The sequence below is a fragment of the Pectobacterium odoriferum genome (assembly GCF_009931295.1).
In the GTDB taxonomy this organism is placed as follows: domain Bacteria; phylum Pseudomonadota; class Gammaproteobacteria; order Enterobacterales; family Enterobacteriaceae; genus Pectobacterium; species Pectobacterium odoriferum.
The window spans coordinates 810,238-825,376 of the sequence record NZ_CP034938.1 but is presented as its reverse complement, the minus strand read 5'-3'; the positions used below and the strand labels follow the sequence as shown (position 1 = coordinate 825,376).

10 protein-coding genes are annotated in these 15,139 nt (G+C 52.2%); 4 read left to right on the top strand and 6 right to left on the bottom strand.

Annotated elements, in window-relative coordinates; all coding sequences use genetic code 11:
* Nucleotides 1-149: 149 nt before the first annotated feature.
* From EO763_RS03650 to EO763_RS03635, 4 genes are all read right to left on the bottom strand, one after another.
* Nucleotides 150-1,097: a FecR domain-containing protein gene (locus EO763_RS03650; protein ID WP_161528124.1), complete on the bottom strand. Its 948-nt coding sequence runs from the start codon at nucleotides 1,095-1,097 to the stop codon at nucleotides 150-152.
* Nucleotides 1,094-1,618, bottom strand: coding sequence for a sigma-70 family RNA polymerase sigma factor (locus EO763_RS03645; RefSeq protein ID WP_161528123.1), 525 nt, complete (start codon nucleotides 1,616-1,618; stop codon nucleotides 1,094-1,096). The genes EO763_RS03650 and EO763_RS03645 overlap by 4 nt, the downstream gene beginning before the upstream one ends.
* 172 nt (nucleotides 1,619-1,790) lie before the next feature.
* A complete protein-coding gene (locus EO763_RS03640; protein ID WP_161528122.1) occupies nucleotides 1,791-4,160 on the bottom strand; it encodes a TonB-dependent siderophore receptor in 2,370 nt (789 codons plus the stop codon).
* Nucleotides 4,161-4,897: 737 nt separating this feature from the next.
* Nucleotides 4,898-5,290 (bottom strand): hypothetical protein, encoded by a 393-nt coding sequence (locus tag EO763_RS03635; RefSeq protein WP_010282300.1) that lies wholly within the window; start codon nucleotides 5,288-5,290, stop codon nucleotides 4,898-4,900.
* Nucleotides 5,291-6,190: 900 nt separating this feature from the next.
* On the opposite strand from EO763_RS03635, the gene acs reads away from it, so the two are divergent.
* The 4 genes from acs to EO763_RS23735 all read left to right on the top strand — a co-directional run bounded on the left by acs (nucleotide 6,191) and on the right by EO763_RS23735 (nucleotide 10,805).
* Complete coding sequence (acs, locus tag EO763_RS03630; RefSeq protein WP_161528121.1) at nucleotides 6,191-8,152, top strand: acetate--CoA ligase; 1,962 nt, start codon at nucleotides 6,191-6,193, stop codon at nucleotides 8,150-8,152.
* Nucleotides 8,153-8,276: 124 nt separating this feature from the next.
* Nucleotides 8,277-8,588 carry a DUF485 domain-containing protein gene (locus EO763_RS03625; protein WP_039491097.1) on the top strand — a complete coding sequence of 104 codons (312 nt, stop codon included), beginning with the start codon at nucleotides 8,277-8,279 and terminating at the stop codon, nucleotides 8,586-8,588.
* Nucleotides 8,585-10,243, top strand: a complete 1,659-nt coding sequence (gene actP / locus EO763_RS03620; RefSeq protein WP_161528120.1) for a cation/acetate symporter ActP — start codon at nucleotides 8,585-8,587, stop codon at nucleotides 10,241-10,243. Before EO763_RS03625 ends, actP begins: the two co-directional genes overlap by 4 nt.
* 433 nt (nucleotides 10,244-10,676) lie before the next feature.
* Nucleotides 10,677-10,805 (top strand): hypothetical protein, encoded by a 129-nt coding sequence (locus EO763_RS23735; RefSeq protein WP_280117250.1) that lies wholly within the window; start codon nucleotides 10,677-10,679, stop codon nucleotides 10,803-10,805.
* A 143-nt stretch (nucleotides 10,806-10,948) separates the two neighbouring features.
* Here EO763_RS23735 and EO763_RS03615 read toward each other — a convergent pair whose 3' ends face one another.
* Together EO763_RS03615 and EO763_RS03610 are read right to left on the bottom strand one after the other, a co-directional pair.
* Complete coding sequence (locus EO763_RS03615; RefSeq protein WP_208851978.1) at nucleotides 10,949-12,679, bottom strand: polysaccharide lyase family protein; 1,731 nt, start codon at nucleotides 12,677-12,679, stop codon at nucleotides 10,949-10,951.
* A 329-nt stretch (nucleotides 12,680-13,008) separates the two neighbouring features.
* A complete protein-coding gene (locus EO763_RS03610; protein ID WP_161528119.1) occupies nucleotides 13,009-15,138 on the bottom strand; it encodes an HlyD family efflux transporter periplasmic adaptor subunit in 2,130 nt (709 codons plus the stop codon).
* Between the last annotated feature and the right edge of the window lies 1 nt (nucleotide 15,139).

The window sequence follows — 15,139 nt, the reverse complement described above, 5'->3', positions numbered from 1 at the left end:
GGCAACGCCGAGGATACTCTTTGTGGAGTATGCTACGCCTTTTTCGGCACCAACAGATTGATATATATGCGCCAGATTTACGTCTATTCTGCGAGTAATACAAACGGGGGATATTTTTGGTGTTTTATCCGCGAAATACCAGCAGTGTTTTAGCTCGGTCGGATATCCACCCACCAAGAGAAACGCCGGGTCACCTTCACTGGCAGCGTACGGGTAACAGCCTCAAGCAGGCGATCGGTTTCATGTAGCGGAAACACGCCCGAAATCCGTAGCATCGTCACCGCAGAATCAACATGAAAATAACCATTGTGATAGCGGGAAATTTCATTAATAAACTGCCCTAGCGGCATGTTATCCGCGACCAGTTGTCCTTTACGCCAGCTCTGGCGGAAATTCTCAACGGACGCAGGTTCACTGCTCCTGTCACGGGTAAAGATAATCTGCTGCCCTGCCGTCACGCGCTGCGCAGCGGGCACAGCCGTTTGTAGCAAGACCTCACCGCTAAAAACGGAAAGGACGCTGTGGGCAGACGTATAGCGCAGCGCTAATTGACAGGAATGCGCGGAAGCCGCGAGATCGCCATGGGGCGTGGTCAACCGGGCTGCGTGGGCCGTTTGGTTGTCCAGCATCAATTCGCCTTTGATCAATTGAAACGTCAGCGGTTGAGACAATGCAGGGTTGCCTTGCTGATTCAGTGCCGAATCCGTATTGAGCCAGACGGTCATCCCCGTTTCGATGTTGAGCTCGCGCGTTTCCCCCGTTCCCGTGTGGTAATCGGCCGCATAGCTTTCCCACGGCAGACTAAAACCCACACCTCCGGTAAGGCTGGCAATCGCCAACAGTTTGAGCATGCGCCGACGTTCCCCACCCCGCTTGCTCAGCACCGAAGAAGCTAATTGACTGTCTACCGCATGGAAACGGGCGTGAATCTGTTCAACCTGCTGCCAGGCAAGCTGATGGGTTTCATCCTGATGTAACCATCGTTGCCATGCCTGACGTTCGAGTTCGGAGCAGTCTTCGTCATACAGCGTGGCATACCACTCGGAGGCAGCATAAAGAACATCTTTCGGAATAGAAGAAGTAATAGAGGAAATCATAAGTCCTGACACAATAGACAATTCAGCATTGCCTGTGCCATATATTTTTTCACCATCCGCTCGGAAACGGCTAATTGTTCAGCAACCTGCCGATAGGTCAGGCCATCAAGATGCACGAGCAAGAATGCCTGACGCACTTTGCCCGGCAGCGTCGCCAGCATCTGGTCGACGGCCATCAATGCATCAACCACCATAACCTGCTGTTCCAGCGAGGGAGCAAAAGTAAACTCCTGCTCTGCCAACACCTGAAGATAGGCATTCTCGATGTCTTTACGTCGCCAGTGATTCACCACCAGCCCGTGGGCAACCGTCGTCAGCCAGGCGCGTGGTTCACGGATGCGATCGGCCTGATGCAAGCAGATCAAACGTAGAAACGTATCCTGAGCCAGATCCGCGGCCTGCTGTGAACACCCCAAACGCCGACGCAGCCACGCCTGCAACCAGGCATGATGGTCATGATAAATCTGCTGAACGTTTAAGGTTTCAGGCTGATGGAGGCAGACAGCGGCGGGACTCTTCACGGTATTCGCTCAATGTGACAGCAATGAAATGATTTTTATTATCATTAAAAGCAAAGTCAACGACTATTCACATTTATCATGTCGATTACACTAAAAAGGAGGGCGCTGCATGGCGTGCATGCAAAAAGAAAGAAGCCCGAGGGCTTCTTTCAGTAAGAGTCGAGAAGGAAGATTACCAGCGATAGCTGACGTTCGCGCTAACGTTACGGCCTTCACCGTAGTAGCACCAGTAGTTACAGGCGCTGACATACTCACGGTTGGTCAGGTTGGTTGCATTAACCTGCAAACGCCAATCTTTGCTGAAATCATAGGCGATCATCGCATCCCACAGTGTATAAGCAGGAACCTTCATGTCCGCTGAATTGGCAATGTCACCGTAGGAGCTGCCCACATAGCGCACACCGCTGCCGATACTTAATCCTTCCAGCTTGCCGTTAAAGGCATAGCTAGCCCAGCCAGACACAATATGTTCAGGCAGGCCCGGTAGGCGTTTACCCACTTCACCGACGGTACCTGATTTAGTGGTCTCCACTTCGTTGTATGTGTAGTTTGCCGTCAGCGTCAGACCGGTATAAACCTCACCGCTCAATTCCAGCTCGAGGCCGCGTGAACGGGCCTCACCTGCCTGAATAGTTAGACTCGGGTTTTTAGGATCCGTCGTTTTGACGTTTTTCTGTTCCAGATTAAACAGGGCAGCAGAGGCATAACCGTTAAAGCCTTCCGGCGTATATTTCACGCCAACTTCCGTCTGCTGGCCTTCTTCCGGCACATAAGGACGTTCATAACCATCGCGACCCGACACAGGCAGGAACGATTCCGAATAGCTGACGTAAGGGGAAATACCATTATCAAACAGGTACATTACCCCAGCAGTCTTGGTAAATTTGGTATCGTCGGTGCGAGTATCCGCGCCTGATGAGAAATTACGATCGCGAGACTTCGCCACGTCGTAACGTCCACCCAGCAAGAAGATCAGACGCTCGTCATACTTAATCTGGTTCTGAACATAGTAGCCAGTCTGATGGCGGCCAGAGCGGTGAGCGAACAGGTCGCTATCTGATAATGTGTAATTACCATAAACCGGATTAAAGATGTCGATAGGACTGCCAAAGGCGTACAGATTTCCATCGCGGCTTTGTGTATTGGCACGGCGGTAGTCGAACCCGAGCAATAGCGTGTTTTCAATATCTTCCCACTGCCATTCACCCACTAACCGATTATCCGTAGCCCAGTTTTGCGCAAAACCGTCACGGTAGGTCAGCCCACGATTAGCCTGACGATCATTAGCCATACTCAGCGCATAAGCATTGCGCAGATCCAAATTCAGATAGGTGTAATTCACATTCTGGTGGAACGTCCAGGTGTCGTTCAGATGATGCGTGAACTCATAGCCCAGGCTGAACTGCCGGGTATCGTGGCGGTTCATTCCCGGTTCGCCCAGCGACGTTTTATAGCCGACTTTGCCAAACGGCGTGCCATGTAATGTACCGTACGGCAGCTTAAAGCCGTTTGTCGTGTCAGATTTAGTATCCATGTAGCTGGCTAACACGGTCAGTTCCGTGTCTTCTCCGAGGAACGTGACGCTCGGTGCCAGATAAAGGCGCTTGCTCTTCGAGAAATCCATCTCGCCCGAGGTATCACGCGCTAGCGCAACAACCCGATACAGCACCGAGCCGTCATCATTTAACGGACCCGCACTGTCGACAGCCAGATGGCGATAGTCGTTAGAGCCGTATTCCAGCTCCACTTTTCCCTGCGGCAAACGCGTTGGTCGTTTAGTGATGACGTTAACCAGACCGCCCGGCGGGTTTTGCCCATACAGAACGGAGGCTGGGCCTTTCAGGACTTCGATACGCTCGACGCCGAACGGCTCAATCTGCTGGCCGTAGAATCCATCTTCATTCAGCGTAGCCAAGCCATTCTGGAATCGGGACTGATCGCTAAATCCACGAATAGTTACCCATTCGGCTTTATTGTCCGGTCCGTATGGCGTCGCCAGAATACCGCTGCTATAGCGCAGCGCCTGATCGATCTTTTGCGCACCGCGCTCTTCGATCTGCTGCTCTGTCACAACCGAAACCGCACGTGGCGTCTCTGAAATCGGCACATCCAGCTTCATCGCGGTATTCGGTGGAGCGGTGACGACGATCCGATCGTTTTTAGCGACAACAGGCGCAGAAACGGGAACGGGCTCACTCACCGTGCGCTGCACCAGCGTCACACTGCCATCAGCACTGTATTGTGCGCTTAGGCCGCTGTTGCTGAGGATCTGCTGGAAACCCTGCTCAACGCTGTAGTTCCCCTGCAACCCCGCACCGTGCTTACCCGCCACGACTGCCGGATCGTAAGACAGTAATACGCCAGCCTGTTGGGCAAATTGATTGAGCACCTGATTGAGCGGGCCCGATGACACCCCATATTGCTGGACAGGTGCCGCAGACGCAGCATAGGCCGCCGCCATTGGCAGCACTGAGGCAAACGCTGCCCCAAGTACCCCGGCACGTAAAGTACGTGCCAACAGGTGGGTACGGAATTTAACCATTATTTATCCCCTATCGCATAAGAAACGCTTGTTTTCAGAAGCTATGCCAAGCGAGAGAGTAAAAAGGGGAACCAGAAATCGAAAAATAATTAAAGTCATCCGTTATCAATCAGAAATATTAGGGAAAATACGTTGCCGCTATTGGTAAACCGATACGATAACTAATAAAAACTGACGTCGGATTTATCAAAACGTGCTATATCGCGATAAACACGGTATCGGCTCAACCGCATCAATAATTAGACGAGGGTCTACTTATTCATTTGTCATCCTTTAGGATTCAATACGCTAAAAATAAAGAAAATTTCCAGAGCTTATTATCCGTATTTAATAAACCGTGATGTTTACAGGAATAATTCACGAGCTGGTAGGAGAAAGAGCGGGTAAGCAAGAAGAAAGGCAGAGGAGATCGAAACGTTTCGCTGCTTATTTTAAACAAGCATATTGTATGCAATAAAATAGTTAACTCTCTATTTTTTCTTAATTTTTCATAGCAACGTGATTAATAAATAACGTCTTTAATTCTTCATTTATGAAAAATCGGTGCTGCTTTATCGTTCTACTGGCCGTCAGCAAATATCAAAAAACAACCCACGCAATCGATTGCTGTTGGTAAAACGAGACTAAATCAGCCATAGTAATGTTATTAATGACAACAATTTTTCTTTTGTCGTTATTTTTCACTGGAAAAACCACATTTCTATTCTTCCGGCCAGATAATCTCCGATTACTCAAGCTTATGACGCTAAATTCGTCGAAGGCTCAACCGCATCCTGGTTTAGGATCAGCAGAGAGAGCACTCGGTTTTCAACGTTCAGCTTCGAAAAAGACAGCGTACTTAACTGCTTTTTGGTAAAACCATCAGACAACAAATCCGAAACCACACGCGTACTCAACATGTTGGAATTCGTCATAAAATCGTGATAGGCAAACTTCACGTTGATAGGGAGTACATCATCAATTGAGACGGGCGTATTCATTTCAGCACGCAATCCAAAATGGGCGTTGAAGGCAGAATTCGCACAGACGACCTTACATTTTTCGTCAATCACCGCCACAGCACGTCTATCATTCTGAACTGGTTGAGAAAGCATGCCTAAAATCTCATTCCGGCCAAATATCAGACTCATTGTTTCCTCTGCATCATGCTATGTAAAAAGATATCTCACAGCGCACCATGACGCCACGGCACACCATTGATAAGCAATCAACCTACCGGAATTTAAAAGGTTTCCGGACTAATAGTGTTCTTCCCCCCCAGAAAATCACCTAATGAAAATAGTGAATTTCCGCTAACCGGGACTGTTTACACGTCCTCAGGCTACTGGGGCTCAAACATCCGCCGCCTTACTTAGCGTCAGTGATGTCGGGTATATCTATGTTATTTATTTTTGGAAACCGGATATTTCTGAATCAGACACAAAAAATAACACTTCATTTTTCTTTTTTTAGCGGCTAGCGCACGGCATCTTTACTCTTTTTAAGAAGGCTCACATCTGTGCGGTAGAACCCGCTTAAAGTGTAGATTATTCACACTTATCTGCTCGGTGATAATCAGATAAATCTATTTCATTAATAGCCTACATATAATTAACAACCAGAACAAAATTTCAACACCCCGATCACAGTTGGACACGCTAAATAGCTGGCCTACGTAGGAATATACTCTGAACAGGATTTTTACTATCGGCTGAATAAGCGGGATCTTTATGCCTTTTGATCGTAAAGGGCGATCAAAAACTTGATAACAATAGATATAATCTATTGAAAACAATGAATTGATCGTTAATGACATTATAACAGCACTGATAATTCTGCTGGCGGTCATATTGTGACATACATCACTTACTGCATTTTGACTACAACGAAAAAATTGCCTGTTTTCTGAACCAAAAGGCTATCTTTTAAGTCATGCCCCACTGCTTTTCCTGCATTGCGTGATCAATCGCGCAAAAAAGAAACAAAGATAACTGGTTAACTAGAATTAACCATTATTTGACATAGCATTAACATGTTTAAGGAGAAGCGCTATGACACAACATAATAAACACGCTATTCCCGCTTCAATTGCGGAAAATGCACTGATAAATGCTCAGCAATACAAAAATATGTATCAGCAGTCCGTCGACGATCCCGCCGCCTTTTGGGGCGAGCAGGGAAAGATCGTCGATTGGATCAAACCCTATAAAACGATCAAGAACACCTCATTCGACCCCGGCCACATCAGTATCCGCTGGTTTGAAGACGGTACACTCAATGTGGCAGCAAACTGCCTGGATCGCCATCTGGCCGAGCGTGGCGACCAAACCGCCATCATCTGGGAAGGCGATGACGCGACACAAAGTAAAAAAGTCACCTACCGTGAACTGCATCAGTCCGTGTGCCGCTTCGCCAATGTGCTGAAGTCACAGGGCGTCAAAAAAGGCGATGTCGTTGCTATTTATATGCCGATGGTGCCAGAAGCAGCCGTGGCAATGCTGGCCTGTGCCAGAATCGGGGCGATTCATTCGGTGATCTTCGGGGGCTTCTCTCCCGAAGCGATTTCCGGGCGTATCATCGATTCCAACGCCAAACTGGTCATTACCGCCGATGAAGGCGTACGCGCCGGACGTGTGATTCCGCTGAAGAAGAATATTGATGAGGCGTTAAAGAACCCGAACGTCACCACCATTACCAGCGTTATCGTTTTCCGCCGCACGGGTAAGATCAATGAATGGCAGGACGGACGCGATCTGTGGTGGCACGAGCTGGTTGAAAAAGCAGACGACCATTGCCCGCCAGAAGAGATGAACGCGGAAGATCCGCTCTTTATTCTTTATACGTCAGGTTCGACGGGGAAACCCAAAGGCGTGTTGCACACCACTGGCGGCTATCTGGTTTATGCTGCACTGACCTTCAAATATGTCTTCGACTATCATCCCGGCGACATTTACTGGTGTACGGCGGATGTTGGCTGGGTCACGGGGCACAGTTACCTGCTTTATGGCCCGCTGGCATGCGGTGCGATTACGCTAATGTTCGAAGGTGTACCAACCTGGCCGGACGCCAGCCGCATGGCACAAGTGGTTGATAAGCACCAGGTCAATATTCTCTATACCGCCCCCACTGCGATCCGTGCGCTGATGGCGGAAGGTGATAAAGCGATTGAGGGTACATCGCGTGAATCGCTTAGGATCATGGGTTCCGTCGGTGAGCCGATCAACCCAGAAGCCTGGGAGTGGTATTTCAACAAAATCGGCAATGGCAAATGCCCTATCGTCGATACCTGGTGGCAGACAGAGACGGGCGGCTTCATGATCACCCCTCTGCCCGGCGCGATTGAGCCGAAAGCCGGCTCCGCGACGCGCCCGTTCTTCGGTGTACAGCCAGCGCTCGTCGACAACCTCGGCAACCCTCAAGAAGGCACTGCGGAAGGCAATCTGGTCATCGTGGATTCCTGGCCGGGTCAGGCAAGAACCCTGTTTGGCGATCACGACCGCTTTGAGCAAACCTACTTTTCTACCTTTAAAGGCATGTACTTCAGCGGGGACGGTGCCCGCCGTGACGAAGATGGTTATTACTGGATCACGGGCCGCGTTGACGACGTGCTGAACGTTTCCGGGCATCGTCTGGGGACGGCGGAAATCGAATCCGCGCTCGTTGCACACCCCAAGATTGCCGAAGCAGCCGTGGTCGGCATTCCTCACCATATGAAAGGGCAGGCCATCTACGCCTACATCACGCTGAATCACGGCGAAGAGCCATCCAGCGAGCTGTATACGGAAGTCCGCAATTGGGTGCGTAAGGAAATCGGTCCGATTGCCACACCGGACATCCTGCACTGGACTGACTCTTTACCAAAAACGCGATCCGGCAAAATCATGCGTCGTATTTTGCGTAAGATCGCCGCCGGTGACACCAGCAATCTGGGGGATACCTCAACGCTGGCCGATCCTGGCGTCGTCGAAAAACTGCTCGAAGAAAAGCAGGCCATGAGTACCGCCTCTCAATAACCCCTGACCCACCGCTCTCTTCATTCCCGTAAGCCATGACGTGGCTTGCGGGGATGCGGCTGGCGATAAATCAGGCGGTAACGTCGCGGCAAGACTCAACCCTACAGATTACTGGAGACTTACGATGAATGATGCCATTTATCAACGGATTGAAAGTCACCCCTTATTCAGAGAACTGGTCAACAAGCGACAGCGTTTTGCCGCTTTTCTTTCACTGATCATGCTGGTGCTTTATGTCGGCTTTATTCTGCTCATCGCCTTTGCACCTGGCTGGCTGGGAACGCCGATTGCTCCAGGCTCCAGCATTACCCGTGGCATTCCGATGGGTGTGGGATTGATTGTGATTTCCTTCATTCTGACCGGCGTCTATGTGTATCGCGCTAACGGTGAATTTGATCGTCTGACCAAGCAGTTACTGGATGAGGTAAAGCAATGAAAATACGCTTTATAATGCTGTTCGGGCTTTTGACGCTGCCAGTGCTTGCGTGGGCAGCAGATGCACTCACGGGAGATGTCCAGCGCCAGCCGTTGAATATTCAAGCCATCGTGATGTTTCTGCTGTTCGTCTGCGGTACGCTGTATATCACCTACTGGGCATCGAAGAAAACGCGTTCACGCAGTGATTACTACACGGCTGGCGGCAACATCACCGGTTTCCAGAACGGGCTGGCGATTGCAGGCGACTACATGTCCGCTGCATCCTTCCTCGGTATCTCTGCGCTGGTCTATACCTCCGGCTACGACGGCTTGATTTACTCACTCGGCTTTTTGGTTGGCTGGCCAATTATTCTGTTTCTGATCGCAGAGCGGCTACGTAATCTCGGGCGTTATACCTTTGCTGACGTCGCATCTTATCGTTTGCAACAGCGCCCGATCCGCAGCCTCTCCGCCTGTGGCTCGCTGGTGGTTGTGGCCTTGTATCTCATCGCGCAGATGGTGGGCGCGGGGAAACTCATCGAGCTACTGTTCGGCCTCAATTACCACATTGCCGTGGTGCTGGTCGGTATTCTGATGGTGATGTACGTGATGTTTGGCGGCATGCTCGCCACCACATGGGTACAGATTATCAAAGCGGTCCTGCTGCTGTTCGGTGCCACCTTCATGGCTGTGATGGTCATGAAATCCGTAGGGTTCAGCTTTGATACACTGTTCAAACAGGCGATGGCGGTTCACCCAAAAGGTGCGTCGATCATGAGCCCCGGCGGGCTGGTTTCCGACCCGATATCTGCGTTGTCCCTCGGGTTAGGTCTGATGTTCGGTACAGCCGGTCTTCCTCACATCCTGATGCGTTTCTTCACCGTCAGCGATGCGAAAGAAGCACGAAAAAGCGTGTTCTATGCCACCGGGTTCATGGGCTATTTCTACTTCCTGACCTTCATCATCGGCTTTGGTGCCATCCTGCTAGTCAGCGCCAATCCTGCGTTTAAGGACGCAACGGGCGCGCTCATCGGTGGAAATAACATGGCAGCAGTACATCTGGCCGATGCGGTCGGCGGTGACTTCTTCCTTGGCTTTATCTCCGCCGTGGCCTTTGCCACCATTTTGGCCGTCGTCGCCGGTCTAACGCTGGCGGGCGCTTCTGCCGTATCCCACGATCTCTACTCTAACGTGATCAAGAAAGGAAAAGCGACGGAGCGTGATGAGCTGAAAGTCTCGAAAATCACCGTACTGGTGCTGGGCGTGGTGGCTATTTCGCTCGGTATCCTGTTTGAGAACCAGAACATCGCCTTCATGGTCGGGTTAGCGTTCTCCATCGCCGCGAGCTGTAACTTCCCGATTATTATCATCTCCATGTACTGGTCGAAGCTAACCACGCGCGGAGCGATGATTGGCGGTTGGGCGGGTCTGTTGACCGCTGTCATTTTGATGATATTGGGGCCGACAATCTGGGTGAAAATCCTCGGTCATGCCACCCCTATTTATCCCTATGATTATCCAGCACTGTTCTCCATGCTGGTCGCGTTTATCGGTATCTGGTTCTTCTCCATCACCGATCGTTCCGAAGCCGGACAGCAGGAACGCGCACGCTTCCATGCACAGTTTGTCCGCTCACAAACCGGCGTCGGCGCATCAAAAGGCAGTTCCCACTAATCTTCCTTCTCATCCTCCCCCTCACAGGGGGAGGATTTAACTCAGTGACGTGTCTGGTTCACTCTCCCCTACCAAGATTTTTATACATAGACTCCACGACTGATGATCGATTATGCCGTTATCCGGCATACAAAATTATGCAGCGGTATTCATGAACGCCGAGTGAGCGACAGGACGTCGCGAAAGCCAGTGTCGCGTAGGGAACGCGTCACTGGAGGCTCGATTAGCGATCATGAACACCGATAGAACCGCGTAGCGGCATAATTTAGCCGGAAGCCTGGGTTCGTAGGGCGGCGGCGATTGAGCGCCCTGCGTCGGGCGCGTATACGGTTTAGCATATGAATGGAGGCCGTGTAACGCACGAAACCCTCTCTTAGGCTACATAAAATACAACCAATAAATAGGCTGCCACGGCGAAGGAAAACAAGAAGGGATGAAGGCCAGCGCACTCAACATCGCCCGCCAGTTGCTGCAAAGTGAGATGGAGCAGGAATTAGTTCAGCGCGTTACCCAACTATCCGATGAAGAAATGGCGCAATTGCTCCACAGCGAACAGAAATAATTTTTTATCGTGGGCTATCCCTGCCCACGCCCCTCTGGGCCAACGCTTTGCGTTGTTGAAAATCGCTCCTGCGATTTTTTATCGTGGGCTATCCCTGCCCACTGCTCTGCGAAACTCAGCGCTTCACCTTGTTAAAACTGGATTTATTCCTCGCTTAATGTCACCACGTCATACATCACGCTGCCGCCTTTTAATTGCAGCGTGATCGTGTTGTTGCCATTTCTCAGAAAGTGGGATGACACAGGGATGCGGGCGATGTGATAACGACCACTCTGTAGCGCGCCGCGATAAATGGTTTTGTCGTTTTCGTAAGTCAGCGTTTCCAGCGTACTGCCGTTCACTGCTATCGCCAGCTGTGGCATGGTCGGCTCGCTCATGCCGCTGTTGCTCGCGGCCGCCAGTGCGATATTCAGAAAATAGGTTTTTTTCTCAGGTTGCAGGGCAAAACGGATATCCCATTTTCCCGGTTTGGTCTGCGCGTAATACCAGTCGTGCTGATAGTCGCTGCGGCCAACATCGAACGTCAGGTTTGCCGGAACCTCATGCTGCCAGCGGGTGTTGCGTGCCTCATTGCCAAAACGGAATTCACTCGCCTGCCGATTGGCCTGCCCAATCGCCCAAACAACCGATTCGGCTTTCGGTAGGGTTATCACAGGCAGCGCTTGCTTATCACCGGAAACGGACAACGTTTGTTCTGCCAATATCCCCGGCTGCGTACCGCTGTTGGCGTATACCGCCAAATGGTAGTTGCCCGGACGGACATGGGAAATTGCAAAATTCCCCTGCGTGTCTGTCGTTGCCTGATACGAATAGCCACGGGTTTGCACATCGAACGGTTCATCCAGCGATGACGAAAGCACGACGGTCACCGACTGCTGGCTGGCAATGCGTCCGCTCACCTGCGTGCGATCGCGCGCATAGCGGGAATCGTTGACCCAGTTGTACGGCCAACTAACGGCTTCCGTCAGCGCCTGACGCTGAGCACCCGCCAGCATTTGTTCGATATCGCCCTGATTGATATACAGCAGCCACGGACCGTAGAATTTTTTCCAGCCCGGCGGGGCGACCATATCCGGCGTACCAAAGTGCGAGCCCGTCATGTAGTTCAGAATGATCGCATCCTGATGTACCAGTAGATCCTGCTTGAGCGCATCGCCGGAGAAATATTCCCGATTGCCGTGAATCAGCCACGCCCCCACGCCATTGCCGAAAACGCCCCAGAAAGGCGCAGCACGCATATAGCCAGCAAAATCATATTTGGAATAAATGCTGCCATCCGGCAATCGCCAGGTTTCATCCTGCACCTTCGGCGACGCTTCAAGCTGGCTGTAGAGCAGCGGCTTACCCTGACGATCGCCGTTGTAGAGATGATCTAACCGGGCGGGATCGAAGCGATAGACGTTGCGCAATTCACTGACTTTAACGTCCTGACTTCCGCTATTCTCGGCCACCACATAGCTATAAAGCCCGCTAACGCCGCGACGCATAATCAGGTGATATTCAAGCCGTAACAGCCCGTCCCGGTCGTCGATATAGGCCACATGCGCTATATCTCGATCGTTGCGCAGCACCTCTACCCGCTCGGGGACAAAATCTTTGACGCCTTTAGCATGAGCATCGTTAATATAGTAATCGAGATAAGCGCTACGCATTTTGCTTGGGTCGCGCGCCGCGCCGGACAGGTTAGTGACGATATTTTTGCCTCCCGTCACCATCCTCACCGCGCTGCCATCCTCCCCGAACGCGACTTTTAGTAAGCCGTTATCCAGAACGGTATTCAAACCAGAAACGGATAACGACACCGCATTATCCTGCGCGCTATAGCCATAGGGTGCCAGCATGGCCCCCACCAACAACAAGACAGATCGCTTCACAGTCAGCCCTCTTGTGTTCAGTCAGTTAAATCATAATTTTCATCGCGGCGGTTCAAGGTAACGGTCAATGCCAGATATTAGGGGAAACACGGTGATGAGGTTCCCGCAGGGACACCTCGCACCGTGGTAGCCCCGTGTATCTCGATGTCACGTCGCAGCCTTGCCACTAATGTAAAAAAATCAGCTATTTTAAACAGATAGAATGGAGATCACAGGAACAACATAATCGAGGGGGATAAGCGCCCTCCTTCACGCCACTGCCAGCAACAACAAGAATCTGGCAATAGCGGGAAGAAAGTCAGGATCGACATCGCAGAAATTAAAACTGATCAGAATGACAGCTCGCGAATCAATACAGCAGACACCACTTTCCAGCCGCGAATCAGCAGGCTTTGCGCCTCACCGTCCATCACCACCGTGCCGCGCAGCACCTGCGGCTGAGCACGATAATCGTCAGGCAGACTGAGCAGCACGCGATAAACGGCCTGTTCAGGGTGCAGCTTGCGCTGTGCGTCGCTCAACGTGGCAATATCGCCGCCATAAATGGATGCCAACTCCGGCGCGGCGTTCAGATCGCGGGTTGCTGTGCTGGCAATCTCCACAATAGTAAGCGGCAGCGACGAGCGGCTCACGTCCTGTAAATAAAACGTCCCCTTTGCGCCCGTGCGGAGCCGCTGCCAGTCTTTTTCCGACACGAACGCTTCCACCAGCCCGCCGGTTGGCTTGGTGACGACCGCTAGCCATTCCCCCTGCCCCAGCCACTCACCGGTTTCCAGCGGCGTCGCCATGTCTGCCACCACGCCGTCTATCGGCGCACGCACCGTCAGTTGTTCCGACTGACGCTGCAATACCTGTAACTTTTGCAACGCCGCTTCGTGCTCCTGCTTCACCCGCTGGTGATCGCCAGCCGCTTCCTTGTTGAATACCTGAAAGGTGCTTTGCCAGTTCAGCGTAGCGATTTGTCGCTCTAGCTGTTGCCGTTCATGCGCCAGCGCGTCAGACGACAGCGTAAACAGCGTCTGCCCCGCACGCACGGGCTGCCCAACCTGCACGTCAATGCGCTGAATCATCGCAGGTACGGGCATATACAGGCTGCTTTGCTGTTCCGCCCGCAGCAGCGCCGGTGCGTACACGCCGCGCTGCCAGGGAATCATCAACAAGAGCAGAACCACAGCGCTCACGGTCAGCGTTGTCGTCATATTACGGTTCATACGATAATCCTTACGGCGTTTACTCCACTCACGTACTTCATTCACCACCGGCATCACCACGAAGTAGCCGATTTCAATCGCGAAAAGCAGCATACCCAGCAGTTTGAACGTCATGTGGTAAACCAGAATCGCGATACCGGTAAACAGGAAGAAACGGTATATCCACACCGCAAAGGCATAACCCACCAGCGTACGTTGCAGCCAGCGCGGAAAGAGCTCCGGCGGGGCATCGCCTAAACCGAACAGCCATTCCCGCATCTGCCAGCGGCCGATAGCAAAGCCTCGGTTTTGCAGGTTCGGCATCTGTAATCCATCGGAAAGCAGGAAATAGCCGTCGAAGCGCATCAGCGGGCTGAGGTTAATCGCCAGCGTCATAATCCAGGTTGTCGTCGCCAGCATAAACGCGGCGCTGCGCAGCATGCCGTCCGGCAAGAAGCTCCATGCCAGCGTCGCCCACGCCGCCAGCACCAGTTCGGTCATCATGCCCGCGGCACCAATCGCCATCCGCTGCCGACGGCGGGTGAGTTTCCACGAACCGGACGTATCGGTGTACAGCACCGGCATCATCACCAGAAAGGCGACGCCCATGGTGGCAACCCGCGCACCAAAGCGCTTGCAGGTGTAGGCGTGGCCGAACTCATGCAGAATCTTGGTAAAACACAGCGTCAGCCCCGCCAACGCTGCGCCTTCCAGCGTGAAGAAATGCAGAAACGTATGCTTGAACGTTTCCCACTGGCGTCCGGCGAGGAAGAGCCCCAGCACGGCCACCACCAGCGTCAGCTTGAGAAAAGTCCGGCTGAAAAACGGCTCGATCCACGGCAGTGTCGCGCCCAGAAAGCGATCGGGGTGCCACAAGGGAATGCGAAAAAATAGATAGTTCTTCAACAGCTTGCGCCAGATCGAAACGCGCGACTGTTCCACCTGACGAGCAAACTGCGCCATCGCCTCATCGCCAGAAACCCGCGTCAGGCTGTTGGCCTGCAAGAAACGATTGAAGTACTGCACATCGCTGTCATCAAGTATCAGCGCAGAAGTCTGGTTAACCTCGGCAACAATTTGCGCAGCGTTCCCCATCGACCAGCGCGATAGCATCGCCATTTCCGCCCAACCGATACGAAAATAGAGGCCACGCAGCGGATCTTCCAGCGTCCAGCTAGGCGATCCGTCACGGTTAGCGGGCCCAGCATGCAGGATCAGTTCATCGCGCAGCGGGCTGAGCCCAGCGACCGGCGTCGCGTCTCCGGCCATC

Excerpts from the sequence above, each read along its gene's own strand:
- actP (WP_161528120.1), top strand. The coding sequence starts at position 8,585 with ATGAAAATACGCTTTATAATGCTGTTCGGGCTTTTGACGCTGCCAGTG.
- acs (WP_161528121.1), top strand. The coding sequence starts at position 6,191 with ATGACACAACATAATAAACACGCTATTCCCGCTTCAATTGCGGAAAAT.
- EO763_RS03640 (WP_161528122.1), bottom strand. The coding sequence starts at position 4,160 with ATGGTTAAATTCCGTACCCACCTGTTGGCACGTACTTTACGTGCCGGG.
- EO763_RS03625 (WP_039491097.1), top strand. The coding sequence starts at position 8,277 with ATGAATGATGCCATTTATCAACGGATTGAAAGTCACCCCTTATTCAGA.
- EO763_RS03635 (WP_010282300.1), bottom strand. The coding sequence starts at position 5,290 with ATGAGTCTGATATTTGGCCGGAATGAGATTTTAGGCATGCTTTCTCAA.
- EO763_RS23735 (WP_280117250.1), top strand. The coding sequence starts at position 10,677 with ATGAAGGCCAGCGCACTCAACATCGCCCGCCAGTTGCTGCAAAGTGAG.
- EO763_RS03610 (WP_161528119.1), bottom strand. The coding sequence starts at position 15,138 with ATGGCCGGAGACGCGACGCCGGTCGCTGGGCTCAGCCCGCTGCGCGAT.
- EO763_RS03650 (WP_161528124.1), bottom strand. The coding sequence starts at position 1,097 with ATGATTTCCTCTATTACTTCTTCTATTCCGAAAGATGTTCTTTATGCT.